A 17,619-nucleotide genomic window follows, 5' to 3' on the forward strand; every position below is an offset into this window, starting at 1 on the left:
GGGGCGTGATGCCTACTTGACGATGCCCTTCTCCTTGAGCCAGTTGGTGGCCGCCGTCTTGGCGTCCTGCTTCTGGCTGCCGCTGACCGCACGGTTGAGGTTGATCAGGTCATCGGTGGTGAGCGTGCTGGACACCGAGTTCAGTGCCTGCTTTGCCTTGTCTGTCATCTTCGCCTTGTTGTACAGCGGCAGGACCTGCTGGGCGATGAAGTTGTTCTTGGGATCATCCAGCACCACCAGGTCGTTGTCGGCAATGGAGGGCGTGGTGGTGTAGATGTCAGCCACCTGCACCTGGTCCTCCAGCAGCGCCTTCAGCGTCACCGGGCCGCCGCCGTCGCTGAAGGGCTCCAGCTTCTTGGGGACGCAGTTGTAGTTCTTCTTCAGACCCGGCAGGCCGTAGGCGCGCTCGGCGAACGTGGCGGGTGCCCCCACCACGATCTCGCTGCAGACCTTGGCCAGATCCTCGATGGACTTCAGCTGGTACTTTTCCGCGGTGGCCTTGGTGACCACCATGGCGTCCTTGTCTTCAGCCTTGGATGCGTCCAGCACGCCGAGCCCCTCCGGCAGCTTGCCGGGCAGTGCCTTGGCGATGTCGCCGGCGGAGACTTCCTTGGCTTCCTTGTCCACGTACAGCAGCAGGTTGCCACTGTAGTCCGGCACCACGTCCACGGAGCCGTCCTGGACTGCCTTGAAGTAGACCTCGCGGGAGCCGATGTTCGGCTTGGTGGTGGCGGTGATCCCGTTGGCGTTCAGCGCGCCTGCGTAGAGTTCGGCGATGATCTGGCTCTCGGGGAAGTCGGCCGAACCCACCACCAGGGAGGTGGCTTGGCCGGAGGCCCCGCTGCTCGATGCCGGCGGGTTTTTCAGGGGATCGGATGAACCGCCGCAGGCGGACAGCACCACGGCCAGGCCAACCCCGGCGGCGAGGCCACCGAATGCCCGCCTTCCGAGGCGCTGGGGACGGCTATCTTTCATGACTTACCTCCTTGTACAACAGTCTCCGCAACAACGGGGTCTGTGAGATCAACCGCAGCCTCCTGGCTGCGATAGGACAGCTTCGAGGGCCCCTGGGTCAGGAACAGCCTCTGGAACAGGGACAGGACGAGGTCGACGGCGATGGCCAGCACCGCGATGAGGAGGGAGCCTCCCAGCATCTGGGGGAAGTCGCTGAGGACCAGGCCGTCGAAGAGATAGCGGCCCAGGCCGCCGAGGTTGATATAGGCAACCACGGAGACAGTGGCGATCACCTGCAGCACGCCGGTCCGGAATCCGCCGAACATGACGGGGAGCGCATTAGGCAGCTCGGCCCGGAACAGGACCTGCAGTTCCGTCATGCCCATGGCACGGGCGGCGTCCACCACGTTCCGGTCCACACTGGATATTCCGGCATAGGTTCCGGCCAGAAGCGGCGGGACGGTGAGGATCACCAGGGCCCACACCGGGGGCATCAGTCCGATTCCGGCCAGCAGCACGAACAGGATCAGCAGGCCAAGGGTGGGAAGTGCACGGAGGGCCCCGGCCAGCGCCACGACGGCCACCCGGCCCTTTCCGGTGTGGCCGACGAAAAGCCCGACGGGAACGGCGATGGCGGTGGCGATGAGCATGACCAGGCCGGTGTACTGGAGGTGCTCGACCATGCGGGCAGGAATGCCCATGCTTCCGGACCAGTGCTCCGGGTCGGTGAGCCAGGCGAACGTATCGGCAAAGACGTTGCTCACGATGCTCCTCCCGCCGTTGACGCAGACCGCTCCGCAGCCGCCGGCACGTCCGCAGGGGCACGCCCAACGCCGCGGTCCCGCCGGCTGCCGGCCCGCTCCCACGGGGTGAGGATGCGTTCCAGCAGGACCAGGACAGCATCCATCAGCAGCGCAAGGACCAGGATGGCGATGATGCCCACCACCACCTCGGTGACAAAATCCCGCTGGAGGCCGTCGGTAAAGAGCATCCCCAGGTTGCCGACACCCAGGAGTGCCGCAACACTGACCAGCGAGATGTTGCTGACGGACACTACGCGAAGTCCGGCGAACAGGACCGGCAGGGAGAGCGGCAGGTCGACCTGAAGGAACCGGGCCAGCGGCTTGAAGCCCATGGCCTGCGCGGCCTGGCTGATGTCCGCGTCAACGGAGTCGAAGGCGTCCAGGGCGGCGCGGACCAGCAAGGCCACCGCATAGATGGTCAGTGCCACCACCACGTTGAGGGGATCCAGGATCCGGGTGCCCAGGATGGTCGGCAGGATGATGAACAGAGCCAGCGACGGAATGGTGTACAGGAGCGAGGAGGCCGTGAGCACCACGGAGCGCAGTGCGCTGTTCCGCCGTGCCAGCTGCGCCAGCGGAATGGAAATCAGCAGGCCCAGGACCATGGGAACGATGGCCAGCACCAGGTGCTGGCCGCCGCGTTCCAGGATCATGCCGGTGTTGGCAAGGAACCATTCCATCAGAGGGCAGCCTGCCGCACCTGGCGCGCTTCTTCGATGAGCGCCAGCACCTCACCGCCGCGGACCACACCGAGTACCTTGCCGTCGGCGTCGACGGCAACGCCCAGGCCCGACGGCGAGGACAGGGCTGCGTCCAGGGCCCGCCGGAAGCTTTCCCCGGGACGGAACAGCGAACCGCCGGGAACGAGCTCGGTTTCAGTGCCCGGCGCGGACCATCCCAGAGGCTGCATGTCCGCGTCCACCACCAGCTGCCATCCGCCGGCTGCGCTGGAATCGGACTCGTATCCCCCTGCGGCGCGGATAATCGTGGGCACCGGGTGGATCACCACGCCGTCGGACGGGCTGAAACCCAGGTGCCGGAAGCCGCGGTCCCGGCCGACGAAGGACGCCACGAAGTTGTTGGCCGGCGCCCGGAGGATTTCCTCAGGGGTGGCGTACTGGGCCAGCTTGCCGCCGGTGGCAAAGACGGCAACCTTGTCGCCCAGGATGGTGGCTTCGTCGATGTCGTGGGTAACGAACACGATGGTCTTGGCCAGGTCCTTTTGCAGACGCAGCAGCTCGTGCTGGAGTTCGTCCCGGACAACCGGGTCCACTGCGCTGAACGGCTCGTCCATGAGGAGGATGGGCGGATCTGCAGCGAGGGCGCGCGCTACGCCTACGCGCTGCTGCTGGCCGCCGGACAGCTGCGACGGATACCGCGTGCCCAGGGAGTGCGCCAGGCCCACCACGTCCAGGAGCTCCTCGGCGCGCCTGCGGGCGTCAGCTTTCGAAACCCCATTCAGCCTGGGAACGGTAGCGATGTTGTCCAGCACCGAGCGGTGCGGCAGCAGCCCTGCCGACTGCATGACGTAGCCCATGGACCGGCGCAGTTCGGCCGCCGGCACGGAGGTGACGTCCCGGCCATCCACGGTGATGGTCCCCGACGTGGGCTCCACCATACGGTTGATCATCCGGAGGGACGTCGTTTTGCCGCAGCCGGAAGGGCCCACGAAGACTGTGACTGTGCCCCTGGCGATGGACATGGACAACCCGTCCACGGCGGGCTGGCCGCCCGGGTACTGCTTGGTAACGCTCTGGAACTCAATCATCGCCTGGTCCATGGTGCGGACTTACCTGTTCTCTTGGACGGGCTGCTTTCAGCACCGCGACACTGCCATCAGCACGCTGATAGTTACGGTAACCCAAACGGGGGCGGCCTTCAGCAGCTAAAGCCCCAATCCCCGCAAAGGAATCCCTACTGTGACCATTCGGTACCCTGTCCTGCACGGATGGGTGTCCGGAATGGGACGCGCACCACTCCTGTTGAGGTGGCATCAGCGCGCCTAGAGTAAAGGCGTGACCAACTTGGAAATTTCACCCCAGGAAGAGCTGTGCCCGCCTGCCGCTGCCGAAGGCACCCCGGGCCCGTGCCTGCAGCTGTGGCCGGAGCGCGAAGTGCCGCTGGGCGGAGTCCGCGCCATGAACGTCAAACGCACGCTGCCCCAGCGCGGGCTGCCGACGATCGGTGCCTGGTGCTTCCTGGACAGCTTTGGCCCGGACCGGACCGCCATGTCTGTCCTCCCGCACCCCCACATTGGGCTCCAGACGGTGACCTGGCCGCTGGCGGGGCACATCCGGCACCGGGACAGTGTGGGCAGCGACGTGGTGGTGCGTCCGGGGGAGCTGAACATCATGACTGCGGGGCAGGGCGTGTCGCACTCGGAGTTCGCGGTGCATCCTTCCGACGGCGGCCAGGAGTTGCCGTTGCAGCGGGGACTGCAGCTGTGGGTTGCTCTTCCCGACGGGGACCGGCACAGGGAACCGGCGTTCGAACAGCACCGCGAGCTGCCGCGCGCCGCCGGCCAGGGTTTTACCGCCACCGTGATGGTGGGAAAGCTTGCCGGAGTGGCGTCCCCGGCAACGATGTACTCGCCAATCGTCGGCGCTGACGTTTCCTGCGAAGGGGAGGCGGTGCTCCCGCTGGAGCCCGCGTTCGAGCACGGCATCCTGGTGCTCGACGGCGGCCTGGCGGTGGACGGGCAGGAACTGCCGGCGGGGCCGCTGGGCTACCTGGGCACCGGCCGCAGCGAGCTGCGGATGCAGGCGCGTCCTGGCACGCGCTTCCTGTTGATCGGCGGTGAGCCGTTCGGTGAGGAACTGCTGATGTGGTGGAACTTTGTGGGCCGCACCCACGACGAAGTGGAACAGGCCCGGGATGACTGGGAAGCGCAGGCGGGGCTGCCGGACACCGAAACGGCCGCCGCCCGCTACGGCCTGGTGCCCGGGCACGGTCCGGACGCCGGGGCGGAGGCAGGACGCATCCCGGCTCCCCCGCTTCCCGGCGTTCGGCTGACACCCCGCAAACGGTCCGTCAGCTAGGAGTCCTGCCTAAAGGGTCAGGCGGGCTCTGCCAGGAGCTGCAGGACACCAAACACCGGTTCCTGGTCCAGGACCCGCACATCCATGATTCCGGCTGCGGCAAGGTTCCGGCGGAATGACTCCTGCAGGGGCACGACATTCATCCCCAGCCCGCCCCCCAGGATCACCGGCCCGTCGAGTTTCAGCTGGCCCAGCACCTGTTCCGCCAGGGCAGCAAGGTCCCGCCCGGCCTGGGCCAGCAGGGCTGCACTGTCCTGGTGCCCGGCAGCTGCCGCCTCCACCACGTGCCGGGCCTGCTGAGCCCAGAAGCGGCGCCCGGTGTCCGGGGAGTGGAACAGCGCAATCAGCTTGTTGGGGTGGTCCAGCCCGCAGGACCGCAGAAGGGCTGCGGTGAGCTGGTCGATGGGCAGGCCCTGGTTCATCCTGCGGAGGCTGTGCCGCACCGCTTCGCGGCCCAGCCAATAGCCGCTGCCTTCATCCCCCAGCAGGTAACCCCAGCCGCCGGCCCGGGCCTCGCCGCCGTCGGCATTGCGTCCCCAGGCCGCTGAGCCCGTCCCTGCGATGACGGCCACCCCGGTGCCGGCACGGCCTGCCGCCAGCAGCAAACGCGAGTCGTGGACAACGGTGACGCGTGCTTGCGGGGCCAGCGGCTGGATCAGGGCAGCCAGGGCTGCAGCGTCCTCGTCGGTATCGATTCCGCCCGAGCCCGCATACACCCGGTCCGCACGTCCTCCGCCGATCCGGGCGAACAGCTCCGCGAGGTTGCGGGCCGCCTGTTCACGGGTGACGTTCTGGACGTTGGAGCTGCCTGCCGAGTCGTCCGCGACCGGCCGGCCGTCCTCAAAGCGGACCCCGTGGGTTTTGGTGCCCCCGATGTCCAGCCCGATCGTGATGCCGTGAAGCGGGTTTACAGGAAGCGGGTTGCCCTGCTGCGGGTCGCTTGGCGCTTCCGCAGCCGGCTCGACGGGATGGGCGAAAGGGTTCTGGGTGTTCGTCACGTCACAAGGGTACTTGCGGGGAGGGCGTGCCGTGCGGCACCCGGCCGCGCCTGGCCCTGGCCGGCGCGCTCCGCCGTCGGCCGTCTTACTTGCTCAGCGGCCCGCCCTGGTGACCAGCCCAGCCAACAGGCCCGGACCTTGGGAGACCACCAGTTCGCGGAAGAGCCTGGCTGGAACAGGTTCGCTTTCGGGCTTCCGGCGCCGCCAGCTCACGCCGACCTCCCTGAAGGCGAGCGGGGAATCCAGTGGCACTTCCACCCACCCCAGGTCGCCCGTTTCGGGGCGCAGTGTGCGGCCCGGCGCCTCACCGCCCGGCGGGAGGATGCTGACGCCGAGGCCTGCCGCGACCAGTCCGCGGACCGTGTGGGAATCCTGGCTTTCAAAGGCGATCCGCGGGCGGTACCCGGCCTCGCGGAACAGTGCATCGGTGAGGGACCGCAGCCCGTACCCGGGCCCCAGGGCAACGAACGGCTCGGTCCGGATATCGGCCACGGCCGCCATCCGCTTCCGCGCCAGCGGGTGGCCATGATGCACCACCAGCCGGAGCGGCTCACGGTACAGCGGCGCCGAATCAAGGTTCTTCCCGGGTGGGGCCACGGGCGCGGTGAGGGCAAGGTCGGCTTCGCCGGAAGCAAGCTCCTCCAAACAGCTGTTCCGGGCGCCCTGGCTAAGCCGGAAGGCGGTTCCGGGGTGTCGGGTACGGAAGGCGCTGATCAGCAGGGGCAGGGTGGCTTCGCCGAATGTGTGCTGGAAGGACACAGACACAGTGCCCCTGACCACCTGGGACTCGTTCCGGACCAGGTCCAGCCCGGCCTGGAACTCCGCCAGCGCGTGCTCGATGTAAGGCAGAAGCGTGCGGGCAGCGGGAGTCAGGCGGACCCCGCGCCCGTCCCGGACCAGGAGTTCGGTGCCGACGGCGGCGCTGGCCCGGGCCAGTGCCCTGCTCACCGTTGACTGGGGTACTCCAAGCAACTCGGCTGTCTCCGTCACGTGCTCGGTGCGGCCCAGCTCGGCCAGTACCGGCAGGAGCGGCAGCAGCTGCGCCAACTGTTTCCGGTCCGGTTCCATTGCTGCCTTACCTGTGCCTCGAATGACCCACTATTGATATCAGTTTGACAGGAAAGATGCATTAGAAGCATCCATTTCGGGAGGACTACGCTGGCTGGATGCGACAGAAGGCACCAGCCGGCACCGGCCCCTCACCCGTCTGGAGTGGGCATCTCAAGGGATCGCGTGACTACGGCCGCGTCCTCGCCGGACTGGCGTGCGCCGGTGTGGCCACTTTCGCGCAGCTTTACGCCACCCAGGCGGTCCTGCCGCTCATGGCGGCCGACTTGGACATCACTGCTGCCGAGGCCGCCCTCACCATCTCCCTGTCCACCATGGGGCTGGCCGCCACGGTGATCCCCTGGTCCTTCCTGGCAGACCGCATTGGCCGGGTGAAGGCCATGATGTGGGGCATCACGGCGGCCACCGTCCTGGGCCTGCTGGTGCCGTTGTCCGCGAACTTCACCATGCTGCTTGTGCTGCGGCTACTGGAAGGGATGGCCCTGGGCGGCATTCCCGCCATCGCCATTGCCTACCTCAACGAAGAGGTCAGCAAAGCCCATGCCGCATTGGCTGCAGGAAGCTATGTTGCCGGCACCACCCTTGGCGGCCTGTCCGGCCGGCTCGTGGCGGGGCCGGTTGGTGAACTCTGGGGCTGGCGCTCGGCGGCCTTGGCCGTGTCCCTGCTGGCGACCGTTGCCGCCGTCGTATTCCTTGTCCTGGTGCCCCGGGCCCGGGGATTCGTTCCGGCCCAGGCCGCCGGCCTCCGGAACGCCATTCAGACGCTCGCCGCCCATCTTCGGAATGTCCGGCTGCTGGCCATTTACGCCCAGGCCTTCCTGATGATGGGCGGCTTCGTGGCCGTCTACAACTATCTGGGTTTCCGGCTGTCCGCTGCGCCGTTCGGGCTCCCGGCCACCGTGATCAGCCTGATCTTCCTGGCCTACCTGTCCGGCACTGTTTCCTCCCGCTGGGCTGCGGGCCTGACCACAAGGTATGGCCGTCGGAACGTCCTGCTCGCGGGACTTGCGCTTGCAGTGGCCGGCCTCGCCCTGACCCTCACCCCGTCCCTGGTGCTGATCCTGTCCGGGCTGGTGGTGTTCACCGGGGGCTTCTTCGCCGCCCACAGCATCGGGTCCGGGTGGACCGGCGCCATCGCCAGTACCGGCCGGGCCCAGGCGGCCTCGCTGTACAACCTGGCCTACTACCTGGGCTCCAGCCTCCTTGGATGGGCGGGCGGCCTGGTCTTCCAGGCGTGGGGCTGGGGCGCCCTGGCGGGAGCCGTCATGGCGCTGGCCTGCGTCACTGCCGCAACTGTCGCCGTCGTCCATCCCCGGGCCGAAACAGCCCCTTCCTAAGGTCCGCCGCGCCGTCCGTGAATTAAGCGGCTTCCCCAGCTCTAAAAGGGGCTTGGATATTCGGCAGGGCACGCCCGCGCTGAGCGGATGGCGACGATTCTGCGGTCTAGGATGAACGAAAGATCGCGTGGAAGGAACCGCAGTGAGTACGAATCCCAGGAACCCCAGGCCCGGGCCACATCTTGAACCGCTCGACGCCATCGACGAACGGCTCCTGGAAGCCCTCGTCTCTGACGCGAGGATTTCCAACAAACAGCTCGCCGAACTGGTGGGGATCGCTCCATCCACGGCCCTGATGCGCACCCGGGCGCTGTCTGAAAGGGGCATCGTGCAGGGCTATGAGGCGAAGCTGAACCTGTCGGCCATCGGCAGGTCCGTGCAGGCGCTGGTGGCCGTGCGGCTCCGCGCCCACGACCGGGACCAAATCGACCGCTTCACCGCACGCGTCCCGCACCTGCCGGCTGTGCTCTCCACCTTCCACACCTCAGGTTCGGTGGACTACCTGCTGCACATCGCCGTCGGAAGCACCGAAGACCTGCGGGACTGGGTCCTGGACAACCTCGCCACCGATCCCGTGGTGGGGCACACCGAGACCACCCTGGTCTTCGAACACATCCAGGGCAACCACGGGCCCCTTCCCGACTAGCCCTGCCCTGCTCATTTGGGGAGGCGGGGTGTCACTTTCGCTGCCGGACGGCCATGGCTGCGAGCGTCCAGGCTGACAGGCCAAGAGCCGCGACGCCGCACAGCAGGACGAAGCCCTGGACGGCCGGCGCCATCCCGAACGCCGCGCTGGCCCAGCCAAGGCCCAGGACCGGCACCGCACTCCCCAGGTAGGTGATGACGTAGACGGTGCTGATGATCTGGGCATGGCGGGCGGGCTCCACCCTGTCCGCAACGTCGTTGAAGACAATCCGGAACGACAGGCCCTGCCCCAGCCCGGCAGTCACCGCGGCCCCCACCAGCAGCAGGGGGCTGTGCCAGGCGCCGGCGGCCCCCAGCAGGATGACGGAGACGCCAAGGACTGCGAGTCCGACCGGAACGGTCAGGCGGCCCCGGACGGTGACCAGCTGGCTCAGTGCTGACGCGCCCAGTGGCAGGCCGGCCAACACACCGATCAACGGCCGGGAGTCAGTGCCAAGGACCTGGGCAAAGTAACCCGGTGCCAGGGACAGCGAGAAGCCAAAGACTGCGAAGCTCAGGAAGCCGACGGCGGACGCCAGCCAGAATGCGCCCCTCGCCTGGCGGGAAACGGAAGGCCGGCGCGGGGCCAGGGCATGCAGCGGCCGGGACACTGCCGGCACCATGATGGCCGGGCGGGCACGGACCAGGTACAGCGGGACCAGGAGACCGGCAAGCAGCAGAGAGTGGACGACGTACGGGGCCGTGGTGGGGCCGGGAAGCAGCGACAGCAGCCCGCCGATGACGGGGCCGGCGGCCACTCCCCCGGATGAGGCCAGCAACGTAAAGCGCGATGCCCACTCCGGACGGGACGGGAGCAGTTCACGGAGGGCAGCGGCGCTTGCCCCGGTGGCCAGCGCGACAGCCATTCCCTGTAGTGCCCGGCCCGCGCACAAGGCGGCCAGTGTTCCCGCTTCCGCGAAGATCCAGCCGCCCGCCAGCCCGGTCAGCACGGCAACCAGGAGCGCAGCACGCCGGCCGATATGGTCCGACCAGTGCCCCGCGAGCAGCAGCGTTCCCACCAACGCCAGAACGTAGCTGGCAAAAGCGGCGGTCACATCAAGGCTGGACAGGCCCAGGTTGGCCTGCAGCAGCGGGTACAGCGGCGTGGCCAGGTTGGCGCCCACCAGGAGGAGGAAGATGGCCGCACCGGAAATTACCAGCCGCGCGGTGGTGGAGGCATTCCACCCGCTGGGCATGGCCGTTACCGGGCGCATCCGCAGTTCGCTGAAGACCGTCATTTTGCCGCCTTAGGGATCGCCACGGCAGGTAGTCCTTGTGGGAGCCCGGCGCGGATACAACATTGATGGTTCAAGAGTGCGGCACTGCTGCCCTATCCATCCATTACTGCGAGGATAATTGAGCAGAATAATCAATTTACGAAGCGCAGCGTGATGGAGAGTGACGATCTTGAATAAGTTGGATCCCACGGACCTGAAGATCCTCCTGGCCCTCATCAGGGATCCCCGGATCCAGATCGGCGAGCTCAGCGAGTCCCTGGGCATCGCCCGCAACACCGCCCAGTCCCGCGTGAGACGCCTGCTGCGGGCCGGGGTGCTGCGCCCGGGCGGCCGCGAAGTGGACCTGGAGGCGGTGGGCTATGACGTGGTGGCGTTCGTGACCATCGAGGTCTCCCACCGTGAGCTCGACGGCGTTGTGGCGGGGCTGCGGCTCATCCCACAGGTCCTGGAAGTCCACGAGATCTCCGGACGCGGGGACGTCTGGTGCCGGGTGGTGGCCACTGACACGCACAACCTCCAGTCGTCCCTCCGGCAGGTCCTGAGGATCAGGGGCGTGATCCGGACGGAGACGGTGCTGGCCCTGCACACCCACATCCCCTACCGCACCGAACCCCTTATCAGCGGCCTCAGCAGCGCGACAGCCCCGGCGGCTAGGATTTCCTGAATGACCATCATCGATAACGCCGTCTACGTCAACGGCGTCCGCCACGCAGAGCCTGAAAACCTGGAACAGACCTTTGAGACCCTGGCCCGGCACGGCGGCATGGCCTGGATCGGGCTCTACCGGCCCACCGCTGAGGAAATGGCTGCTGTGGCCGCCGAGTTCGGGCTCCATGCCCTCGCGGTGGAGGACGCTGTTTCGGCCCACCAGCGGCCCAAGCTGGAGCGTTACGATGACAACCTTTTCACGGTACTTCGGCCGGCGCGGTACCTGGATGAGGACGAGACGGTGGAGTTCGGTGAACTCCACGTCTTCACGGGCAAGAACTTCGTGGTGACCGTACGGCACGCCGAAACAGCTGGTGTGGCCACCGTTCGACGGCGGCTGGAGGAAAGGCATGATCTCCTCCAGTACGGACCCGAAGCGGTGCTGTATGCCCTGCTGGACCGCGTGGTGGACGACTACGCGCCCGTGGTGGCCGGGCTGGAGAACGACATTGACGAGATCGAGGACCAGCTGTTCAGCGGCGACTCTTCCGTGTCCCGCCGCATCTATGAACTGGCACGTGAAGTCATCCAATTCCAGCGCGCCATCCACCCCCTGCCGGAGATGCTGGACCAGCTCAAAAGGGGCTTCGAAAAGTACCAGGTTGAAGGCGACCTGCGGCACCGCCTGCGCGATGTGGAAGACCATGTCGAGCGGGTGATTTCCCGGGCGGATTCCTTCCGGGACCTGCTGCAAAATGCCCTGACCCTGGACGGAACCCTCACGGCGAACCGGCAGAACGAGGCCAGCGCCGAGCAAAACGAGCAGGTGAAGAAGATTTCCTCTTGGGCTGCCATCCTGTTCGCGCCTTCCTTCGTCGCCGGCATCTACGGGATGAACTTCGACACCATGCCCGAGCTCCACTGGACCTTCGGCTATCCCTACGCCCTGGTCCTCATGGTTGCCGCCGGGGCGCTCATGTACGGGATCTTCAAAAAGAAGGGCTGGATTTAGGAACCCTGGCCCGGACGGCCTTCCCGGCTGCCAGCGCCGCCCGCGCGTTGCCCGCGGCGTGCACCAGGACCGCAACTGCCAGGAACGCGGCCAGGACCTGGCCGGTGGTTGCCAGCACCCTGGGCCAGCCGCCGTCGATGGTGGGGTCAAGGAAGTCGTAGACATACCACCCGTCCAGCCCGCCCCGGATCCACGAGAAGGCCAGGAACACTACGGGGTAGCCCAGCCACGCAGCGGGCCGCCACCAGGGGCCGCGGATCGTGCGGGTTACCAGGACCCAGTCAAGGGCTGCCACCAACGGGGCCAGGCGGTGGTGGACAAGCTGCGGCCAGTACAGGTCCCAGGTCCACCAGGGCTCGCCCGGCGGAGCCACGAGCACCACGTAGATGATCCCGGTCATGACCAGGTACAGGACCAGTCCGCCAAAGAAGTGGTCCCACCAGTACGGCAGCGAGCCGCGCCGCCGTACTCCCGAAATGATCAGGACAAGACCAAAAGCGAGGTTCCCCTGCACGGTGAATTCCGAATACAGCTGGGCAATGTCCACATCATTGCCGGGCAGGGTGGCATCCACCGTCTTCTGGACCACTGCGGCGAGGACGGCCAGCCCTATGAGGACCCGAAGGACACGGATCCACGGGCGGTCCGGGTGCAGGGCGTGGTTGGCGGCAAGGTTGCGCCGGACCGGAGGAATCAATGGCGTCAGGCCGCCCGGCTTCACTGCAAGGCTCATGGAGCCAGCGTGGCGCCGCCGGTACGAAAAGACCAGGGTCCTTGGGCGGTTGGTACCAGCCGCCTACCTGGCCGCACAGCAGCCCGGCAGGCGGATGATGATCAGGCGTTGGCCCTGCGTTTCAGCCAACCCCAGACGCCGGTGGCGACGAAGAGGACCAGGCCGATGATGGCGAGCCAGAGAAGGCCCTTCACGACGAAGCCAAGGATGGACAGGATGAGCCAGAGGACCAGAAGGCCGATGATGATTCCCATGGGCTTACTCTAGGCCTGTGCTGCAGGAAGCGCGCGCGCATTGCCCGGCGTTTCGCGGACAGGCTTCGCAGCATGGGGCAAGAGGCAACGAAAGAGCCCGCTGTTTCCAGCGGGCTCTTTTAGTGGAGCTAAGGAGATTCGAACTCCTGACCTCTTCGATGCGAACGAAGCGCTCTACCAACTGAGCTATAGCCCCGGAACCAGTTGCTCCTGCAAGATATCCCAGGCTGGTGCGGAACCGGTGTCCCTAGGCTACAAATTTTCCATCCCCAACGCCAATCGACGCACACGGGCATCTGCCGGTAATGCGAAGCTCCCCCGCGTGGCCCTAGGCGCGGCGGCGCTGGAGGACGTCGTCGAGGTTGCTCAGGGCGCTCTGTGCCTTGGACAACTGCTGGGCGCTCAACTGTTCCGTTTCGCCGCCCTCTGCTGCCGTTGCCTCCGCAGCCCCCTTCTTCAAGGACGGCTTGCCGACTGCTTTGGGCGCTTCCGGCAGCTCCAACGGCTCCGGCTCAGGGCGCTCAGCCTTGGCCGCCTCCACGTAAACAGGCTTGGGAACCTCCACGGGCTCCCAGGGCGTGCCCACGGGAATGGGGGACGGAGCTGCGGCGCTGGTGTCACCGGCAGCCACTGCGACGGCGAGGGCCGCTTCACGCAGCTCCACGGCCGTCAGCGGCTGCACCTTCGCCTGGCCCGCCTCTGCATCGAAGAGCGTGCTTTCCGGCAGCACGGGAGCCGCCTCGGGCTTGGCAGGAATAACGACGGCGTCTTGCGGGCGGCGTGCCGGGGCACTCATGGCAGAGCCGAAGGCGGCGTTCACCTTCGCCTTGCGGTCACGGACAGCGAGCCAGCGCAGCAGTGCCACCGACGCGACGGTCACCAGGGTGCAGGTGAAGGGAAGAGCAGGCGATCCGATGCCGAACGGAAGCAGCACACCCGAGATGAAGGCGGTGACCAGGGACAGCAGTCCCACAAGGGCCAGGGCAGTGCGGCCGTAGCGGACGCGGAACCTGGCCGGGGGTGGGGTGCTTGCAGCGCCTGCGGCACTCTTCACGGGTTCCATGGCTTTCTCCTGCTGGGCGGCGACGTTCAGGACCAGGCCGGGGTGCGGGTCCGGCCTTTCATCGGCGGGGGCGTCTGCCAGGAAGTCGCCGGCGGGCTGGAACTGGTGCCTGCGGTTCCGGAGGACGTAAGGGGCAACCCATACAATCCAGAGCGCGACGGCAACCACAAGGATCACTGAGCTGCTAAGGGGGAAGTCCACACTCAAAACCGTATGAGCATCATGCCTGCTCAGGCCGCATTACCAAGGGTGTGTCGTGCCCCTGAGGGCAAACCATTGGATTTATGACCGGCGCGATGCCAGCCAAGGGCCCAACAGGCCCTCCGGGACTTCTTCCGCGGTGAGGGCGAACGAGCGGTGGTCGGCCCACTTGCCATTGATGTGCAGAAAACGTGGCCGGTACCCTTCGTCCCGGAAGCCCAGTTTCTCCACCACCCGCAGGCTTGGTCCGTTCTCGGGCCGGATGTTGATTTCCATGCGGTGAAGGCCAAGCGCCTGGAAGCAGTGGTCGGTTACCAGCGCCACGGAGGTGGGCGCTATCCCCCGTCCTGCCCTGCCCTGGTCCACCCAGTATCCCAAGGTGGCCATCATGGCCGAACCCCAGACGATGGAAGATACTGTCAACTGCCCCACGATGGCGGGTTTCCGAAGGCCCGGCTGCCACTCGGTGATGAGGAAAGGCAGAGCAGTGGCCTGGGCAGCCTGCATATTGAGCGAGCGGACCATGTGCCGGTAGTCAGGGAGGCCGCCCGCCGGGTCCGGGTTGGATGCCTCCCACGGCGCCAGCCATTCACTGTTGCGCGACCGTACCTCGGTCCACTCTTTCTTGTCGCGGTACCGGATGGGCCGCAGGACCAGGTCGCCCGACTCGAGGGTGACTGGCCAAATAGGACCTGTGTGCATTGGGTTACCGGGAAAGGTCGGCGGCGAAGCCGGGCAGCCATTCCCGCAGGCCCGGGCCCAGGTCTTCGCTGTCGACGGCCAACTGGACGCAGGCCTTGAGGTAGCTCAGCTTGTCTCCGGTGTCGTAGCGGCGGCCGCGGAACACCACTCCGTAGACACCATGCCCCTCGGCATCACCGGTGGCCAGCTCCTGGAGGGCGTCCGTCAGCTGGATTTCTCCACCCCTCCCCGGCTCGGTGTGCTCGAGGACTTCGAACACGGCCGGGTGCAGGACATAGCGCCCGATCAGCGCAAGGTTCGACGGAGCTTCCTCGGGCGTGGGCTTCTCCACCAGCCGGTTGACGCGGACGTAGTCTTCCCCGTCAATCTCCTGGATGTCGGCGCAGCCGTAAGCACTGATCTGCGAGGGCTCCACCTCGATGAGCGCGACGACGGACCCGCCCGTTTTCGCCTGCACGTCGATCATGGTGCTGAGCAGTTCGTCGCGGGCATCAATCAGGTCATCCCCCAGCAGGACGGCGAAGGCTTCGTTGCCCACGTGCTGCTTTGCCCGGAGCACCGCATGCCCCAGTCCGTGGGGGTCGCCCTGCCGGACGTAGTGGATGTCGCCCAATTGGCTGGCCGCCTGGATGGACGCAAGCTTTTCCGTGTCGCCCTTGTCCTCCAGCGTCGATTCGAGGGAGGGCACCCGGTCGAAGTGGTCTTCCAGGGCGCGCTTGTTGCGGCCGGTAATCATCAGGACGTCGTTGAGGCCCACATGCACGGCTTCCTCCACCACATACTGGATGGCAGGCTTATCCACGACGGGAAGCATTTCCTTGGGCATCGCCTTCGTGGCGGGCAGGAACCTGGTGCCCAGGCCCGCGGCGGGAATGACGGCTTTGCGGACTCTGGGGTTACTGGTGCTCACCGGACTAATCTAACGTCAGCGTCAAGCATTTCAGTAACCACCGGCGCGGCAGGCTGGCATCCGGCCAGAAGCCGCTGAGTGCCGGCAACGCAGGAAGGACACCATGCTGCAGGAAACGAACGCGGTCAAGGACGATATCCGGGCCGCCCACCGACGCCGGCGAGCGGGCCTAACCCCGGCGCAACTGGAAGCGGCAGGCAACGCCTTGGCTGTGCACGGCGAAGCCTGGGCCGGGACGGTTACCGGCGGCCAGCCCGGCATAGCGTGCGTGTACCTCGGCGTGGGACAAGAACCGCCCACCCTGCCGCTCGTGAATGCTTTGCACAGCAGCGGACACAGAGTGCTGCTTCCGGTGTGTGAACCCGGCAGGGAGTTGAGCTGGGTGTTCTGGACGCCGGAAACCAGCTTTGAACGCAGCAAATTTGCACCCATCCTTGAGCCCGCCGGACCCCGGCACGGGCCGGAGACAGCAGGCGCAGCGGCAGTGCTTTTCATTCCGGCCACCGCGGTGGATCGTGCCGGTAACAGGATCGGCCAGGGCGGCGGGTACTACGACAAGTTCCTGGGACACCTTGCGACAGCCGGGAAGGAAATTCCCCTGGCCGCTGTTATCTACGACGATGAATTGCTGCCTGCGGGGCGGATTCCTGCAGAGGAGTTCGACCGGCCGGTCCCGGCGGTCCTTGCGCCGTCCGGGTACCAGCCGCTCACGGGCGGCGCCTGACCCCGGCCCGTCCAGGGGCAGTGATAGAATTAGCACTCAGGCCCTGCGACTGCTAATGGTTTACCAAGTGGCAGCACGGGACCTCTCGTTTGCCCAAGAGGAGGAGCACCAGTGCCAACATATGCTTACGCCTGCAAGGATTGCGGCCACGCCTTCGACATTGTCCAGTCGTTTTCGGACAGCAGCCTGACGTCCTGCCCCGAATGCCAGGGCACGTTGCGGAAGAAGTTCAACAGCGTGGGTGTCGTCTTCAAGGGCTCCGGTTTCTACCGCACCGACTCGCGCGATTCCAAGGGCAGCTCCGTCTCCCCCGCGCCTGCCGCGGCTCCGGCTGCGCCCGCTGCCGCCCCCGCCGCTTCGGCTCCGGCTGCGGCAGCCAGCTAGACAGGCATAAGCCTTAAGTTCGACGGCGGTCGGCGCATTCCAGCGCCGGCCGCCTTTGTCCACATAGCGTTCGTTCTGGCTGCCCAGGTGCGGTTGCCGCAACTAGCGTGGGCGCATGCCCAGACTTCCCCGCCGTCGCCGCGACCACTACCGGCGTCCCGCCAGCCCCCGAAACATCGCACGCCGCGGCAAAGAGCGTTCCCCGGGGGCACGGTTTGCCAGCTGGGTGAACCGCAACCGCAGGCTCGCTGCGGCGTTGTTGTTATGCGCAGCTGCAGCCCTTGCGGTCCAGCAGCTCACTCCTGCCCCGCTCTCCACTGTCAGGGCGCTGGCCGCCGCCCGGGATCTTCCCGCCGGAAGCGCCGTCACCACAGCAGATTTGGCTCACGTCCAGGTGCCGCCGGGAATGGTGGCGGACGGCTTCCTGCAGGATGACGCCGCCGCAACGGGCAAGCAGCTGGCCGCGCCCATGCGCAAGGGCCAGCTCCTCACGGACGCCCAACTGCTGGGTCCCGGACTGCTGGCTGGTACTCCGCCCGGTTCAGCGGCTGTTCCCCTGCGCATGGCGGACCCCTCGTCCACACAGCTGGTCTCCCCCGGCCAACTGGTCAATGTGGTGCTGACATCAGCCAACGGGTTTGACCAGCAGGGTCCCTCCCAGGTCCTGGCATCTGCCGTCCCCGTCCTGTGGACGTCGAACAACGGCGGCCAGGGCGGGCAATGGCTGGGCACCACGGAGACGGATGGACTGATCGTGGTGGCGGCCAACGCAGAACAATCGTCCCGTCTGGCCGGAGCCTCAACCCAGGGCCGGCTGTTCTTCGTCCTTGTCGGGCCGCCGTGACATCAGCCATGCAAGGCCGAAGCC

At 66.8% G+C, this 17,619-nt stretch carries 20 protein-coding genes and 1 tRNA gene; 8 read left to right on the forward strand and 13 right to left on the reverse strand.

Annotation, left to right across the window (positions count from 1 at the left end; genetic code table 11):
- Positions 1 to 12: 12 nt before the first annotated feature.
- Genes LFT49_RS14475 through LFT49_RS14490 form a run of 4 tightly spaced genes read right to left on the reverse strand, consistent with a single transcriptional unit; the run spans position 13 to position 3,537 of the window.
- On the reverse strand, positions 13 to 975 hold the full coding sequence (locus LFT49_RS14475) for an ABC transporter substrate-binding protein (RefSeq protein WP_236799015.1): 963 nt from the start codon (positions 973 to 975) through the stop codon (positions 13 to 15).
- On the reverse strand, positions 972 to 1,718 hold the full coding sequence (locus LFT49_RS14480) for an ABC transporter permease (RefSeq protein ID WP_237428582.1): 747 nt from the start codon (positions 1,716 to 1,718) through the stop codon (positions 972 to 974). The genes LFT49_RS14475 and LFT49_RS14480 overlap by 4 nt, the downstream gene beginning before the upstream one ends.
- The gene (locus LFT49_RS14485) at positions 1,715 to 2,437 is read right to left on the reverse strand and encodes an ABC transporter permease (protein WP_237428583.1); all 723 of its coding nucleotides are present in this window, start codon (positions 2,435 to 2,437) and stop codon (positions 1,715 to 1,717) included. The genes LFT49_RS14480 and LFT49_RS14485 overlap by 4 nt, the downstream gene beginning before the upstream one ends.
- Positions 2,437 to 3,537 (reverse strand): ABC transporter ATP-binding protein, encoded by a 1,101-nt coding sequence (locus tag LFT49_RS14490; protein WP_272912520.1) that lies wholly within the window; start codon positions 3,535 to 3,537, stop codon positions 2,437 to 2,439. The genes LFT49_RS14485 and LFT49_RS14490 overlap by 1 nt, the downstream gene beginning before the upstream one ends.
- A gap of 235 nt (positions 3,538 to 3,772) precedes the next feature.
- Here LFT49_RS14490 and LFT49_RS14495 point away from each other — a divergent pair, with 235 nt between their 5' ends.
- A complete protein-coding gene (locus LFT49_RS14495; protein ID WP_237428585.1) occupies positions 3,773 to 4,795 on the forward strand; it encodes a pirin family protein in 1,023 nt (340 codons plus the stop codon).
- A 17-nt stretch (positions 4,796 to 4,812) separates the two neighbouring features.
- On the opposite strand, the gene LFT49_RS14500 is transcribed toward LFT49_RS14495, so the two are convergent.
- Both LFT49_RS14500 and LFT49_RS14505 read right to left on the reverse strand, forming a co-directional pair.
- Positions 4,813 to 5,793, reverse strand: coding sequence for an N-acetylglucosamine kinase (locus tag LFT49_RS14500; RefSeq protein ID WP_373462120.1), 981 nt, complete (start codon positions 5,791 to 5,793; stop codon positions 4,813 to 4,815).
- Positions 5,794 to 5,886: 93 nt separating this feature from the next.
- Positions 5,887 to 6,861 (reverse strand): LysR family transcriptional regulator, encoded by a 975-nt coding sequence (locus tag LFT49_RS14505; RefSeq protein WP_237428586.1) that lies wholly within the window; start codon positions 6,859 to 6,861, stop codon positions 5,887 to 5,889.
- Between the two features lie 98 nt (positions 6,862 to 6,959).
- Here LFT49_RS14505 and LFT49_RS14510 point away from each other — a divergent pair, with 98 nt between their 5' ends.
- Together LFT49_RS14510 and LFT49_RS14515 are read left to right on the forward strand one after the other, a co-directional pair.
- Positions 6,960 to 8,198, forward strand: a complete 1,239-nt coding sequence (locus LFT49_RS14510; protein ID WP_237428587.1) for an MFS transporter — start codon at positions 6,960 to 6,962, stop codon at positions 8,196 to 8,198.
- Between the two features lie 142 nt (positions 8,199 to 8,340).
- Positions 8,341 to 8,844: an Lrp/AsnC family transcriptional regulator gene (locus LFT49_RS14515; protein ID WP_236799022.1), complete on the forward strand. Its 504-nt coding sequence runs from the start codon at positions 8,341 to 8,343 to the stop codon at positions 8,842 to 8,844.
- Positions 8,845 to 8,875: 31 nt separating this feature from the next.
- Here the strand turns inward: LFT49_RS14515 and LFT49_RS14520 are convergent, their stop codons facing one another.
- On the reverse strand, positions 8,876 to 10,120 hold the full coding sequence (locus tag LFT49_RS14520) for an MFS transporter (protein ID WP_237428588.1): 1,245 nt from the start codon (positions 10,118 to 10,120) through the stop codon (positions 8,876 to 8,878).
- A gap of 169 nt (positions 10,121 to 10,289) precedes the next feature.
- Between LFT49_RS14520 and LFT49_RS14525 the strand changes: the two genes are divergently transcribed.
- Positions 10,290 to 10,784, forward strand: coding sequence for an Lrp/AsnC family transcriptional regulator (locus tag LFT49_RS14525; RefSeq protein ID WP_237428589.1), 495 nt, complete (start codon positions 10,290 to 10,292; stop codon positions 10,782 to 10,784).
- A complete protein-coding gene (gene corA / locus LFT49_RS14530; protein ID WP_237428590.1) occupies positions 10,785 to 11,780 on the forward strand; it encodes a magnesium/cobalt transporter CorA in 996 nt (331 codons plus the stop codon).
- Here corA and LFT49_RS14535 read toward each other — a convergent pair.
- The 6 genes from LFT49_RS14535 to galU form a co-directional block, all read right to left on the reverse strand.
- Positions 11,758 to 12,513, reverse strand: a complete 756-nt coding sequence (locus tag LFT49_RS14535; protein ID WP_237428591.1) for a Pr6Pr family membrane protein — start codon at positions 12,511 to 12,513, stop codon at positions 11,758 to 11,760. The two genes, corA and LFT49_RS14535, sit on opposite strands and share 23 nt — an antisense overlap.
- Before the next feature lie 101 nt (positions 12,514 to 12,614).
- Entirely contained in the window at positions 12,615 to 12,767 is a 153-nt protein-coding gene (locus LFT49_RS14540; RefSeq protein WP_236799027.1) for a hypothetical protein, read from the reverse strand.
- 123 nt (positions 12,768 to 12,890) lie between these two features.
- Positions 12,891 to 12,963 (reverse strand) — tRNA-Ala (locus LFT49_RS14545).
- 132 nt (positions 12,964 to 13,095) lie between these two features.
- The gene (locus LFT49_RS14550; RefSeq protein WP_237430524.1) at positions 13,096 to 14,007 is read right to left on the reverse strand and encodes a hypothetical protein; all 912 of its coding nucleotides are present in this window, start codon (positions 14,005 to 14,007) and stop codon (positions 13,096 to 13,098) included.
- A 105-nt stretch (positions 14,008 to 14,112) separates the two neighbouring features.
- Positions 14,113 to 14,733, reverse strand: a complete 621-nt coding sequence (locus LFT49_RS14555) for a GNAT family N-acetyltransferase (protein ID WP_237428592.1) — start codon at positions 14,731 to 14,733, stop codon at positions 14,113 to 14,115.
- A 4-nt stretch (positions 14,734 to 14,737) separates the two neighbouring features.
- The gene (galU, locus tag LFT49_RS14560; protein ID WP_237428593.1) at positions 14,738 to 15,643 is read right to left on the reverse strand and encodes a UTP--glucose-1-phosphate uridylyltransferase GalU; all 906 of its coding nucleotides are present in this window, start codon (positions 15,641 to 15,643) and stop codon (positions 14,738 to 14,740) included.
- A 103-nt stretch (positions 15,644 to 15,746) separates the two neighbouring features.
- On the opposite strand from galU, the gene LFT49_RS14565 reads away from it, so the two are divergent.
- From LFT49_RS14565 to LFT49_RS14575, 3 genes are all read left to right on the forward strand, one after another.
- Entirely contained in the window at positions 15,747 to 16,367 is a 621-nt protein-coding gene (locus tag LFT49_RS14565) for a 5-formyltetrahydrofolate cyclo-ligase (protein WP_236799030.1), read from the forward strand.
- A 111-nt stretch (positions 16,368 to 16,478) separates the two neighbouring features.
- Positions 16,479 to 16,751 carry an FmdB family zinc ribbon protein gene (locus LFT49_RS14570; RefSeq protein WP_188570909.1) on the forward strand — a complete coding sequence of 91 codons (273 nt, stop codon included), beginning with the start codon at positions 16,479 to 16,481 and terminating at the stop codon, positions 16,749 to 16,751.
- A 115-nt stretch (positions 16,752 to 16,866) separates the two neighbouring features.
- A complete protein-coding gene (locus tag LFT49_RS14575; RefSeq protein WP_237428594.1) occupies positions 16,867 to 17,595 on the forward strand; it encodes an RcpC/CpaB family pilus assembly protein in 729 nt (242 codons plus the stop codon).
- The last annotated feature ends 24 nt before the right edge of the window (positions 17,596 to 17,619 follow it).

The sequence above is a fragment of the Arthrobacter sp. FW306-06-A genome, assembly GCF_021870055.1.
GTDB lineage: Bacteria > Actinomycetota > Actinomycetes > Actinomycetales > Micrococcaceae > Arthrobacter.

Excerpts from the sequence above, each read along its gene's own strand:
- LFT49_RS14555 (WP_237428592.1), bottom strand. The coding sequence starts at position 14,733 with ATGCACACAGGTCCTATTTGGCCAGTCACCCTCGAGTCGGGCGACCTG.
- LFT49_RS14535 (WP_237428591.1), bottom strand. The coding sequence starts at position 12,513 with ATGAGCCTTGCAGTGAAGCCGGGCGGCCTGACGCCATTGATTCCTCCG.
- LFT49_RS14520 (WP_237428588.1), bottom strand. The coding sequence starts at position 10,120 with ATGACGGTCTTCAGCGAACTGCGGATGCGCCCGGTAACGGCCATGCCC.
- LFT49_RS14510 (WP_237428587.1), top strand. The coding sequence starts at position 6,960 with ATGCGACAGAAGGCACCAGCCGGCACCGGCCCCTCACCCGTCTGGAGT.
- LFT49_RS14565 (WP_236799030.1), top strand. The coding sequence starts at position 15,747 with ATGCTGCAGGAAACGAACGCGGTCAAGGACGATATCCGGGCCGCCCAC.
- LFT49_RS14490 (WP_272912520.1), bottom strand. The coding sequence starts at position 3,537 with ATGGACCAGGCGATGATTGAGTTCCAGAGCGTTACCAAGCAGTACCCG.
- LFT49_RS14540 (WP_236799027.1), bottom strand. The coding sequence starts at position 12,767 with ATGGGAATCATCATCGGCCTTCTGGTCCTCTGGCTCATCCTGTCCATC.
- LFT49_RS14475 (WP_236799015.1), bottom strand. The coding sequence starts at position 975 with ATGAAAGATAGCCGTCCCCAGCGCCTCGGAAGGCGGGCATTCGGTGGC.
- LFT49_RS14485 (WP_237428583.1), bottom strand. The coding sequence starts at position 2,437 with ATGGAATGGTTCCTTGCCAACACCGGCATGATCCTGGAACGCGGCGGC.
- corA (WP_237428590.1), top strand. The coding sequence starts at position 10,785 with ATGACCATCATCGATAACGCCGTCTACGTCAACGGCGTCCGCCACGCA.
- LFT49_RS14505 (WP_237428586.1), bottom strand. The coding sequence starts at position 6,861 with ATGGAACCGGACCGGAAACAGTTGGCGCAGCTGCTGCCGCTCCTGCCG.
- LFT49_RS14575 (WP_237428594.1), top strand. The coding sequence starts at position 16,867 with ATGCCCAGACTTCCCCGCCGTCGCCGCGACCACTACCGGCGTCCCGCC.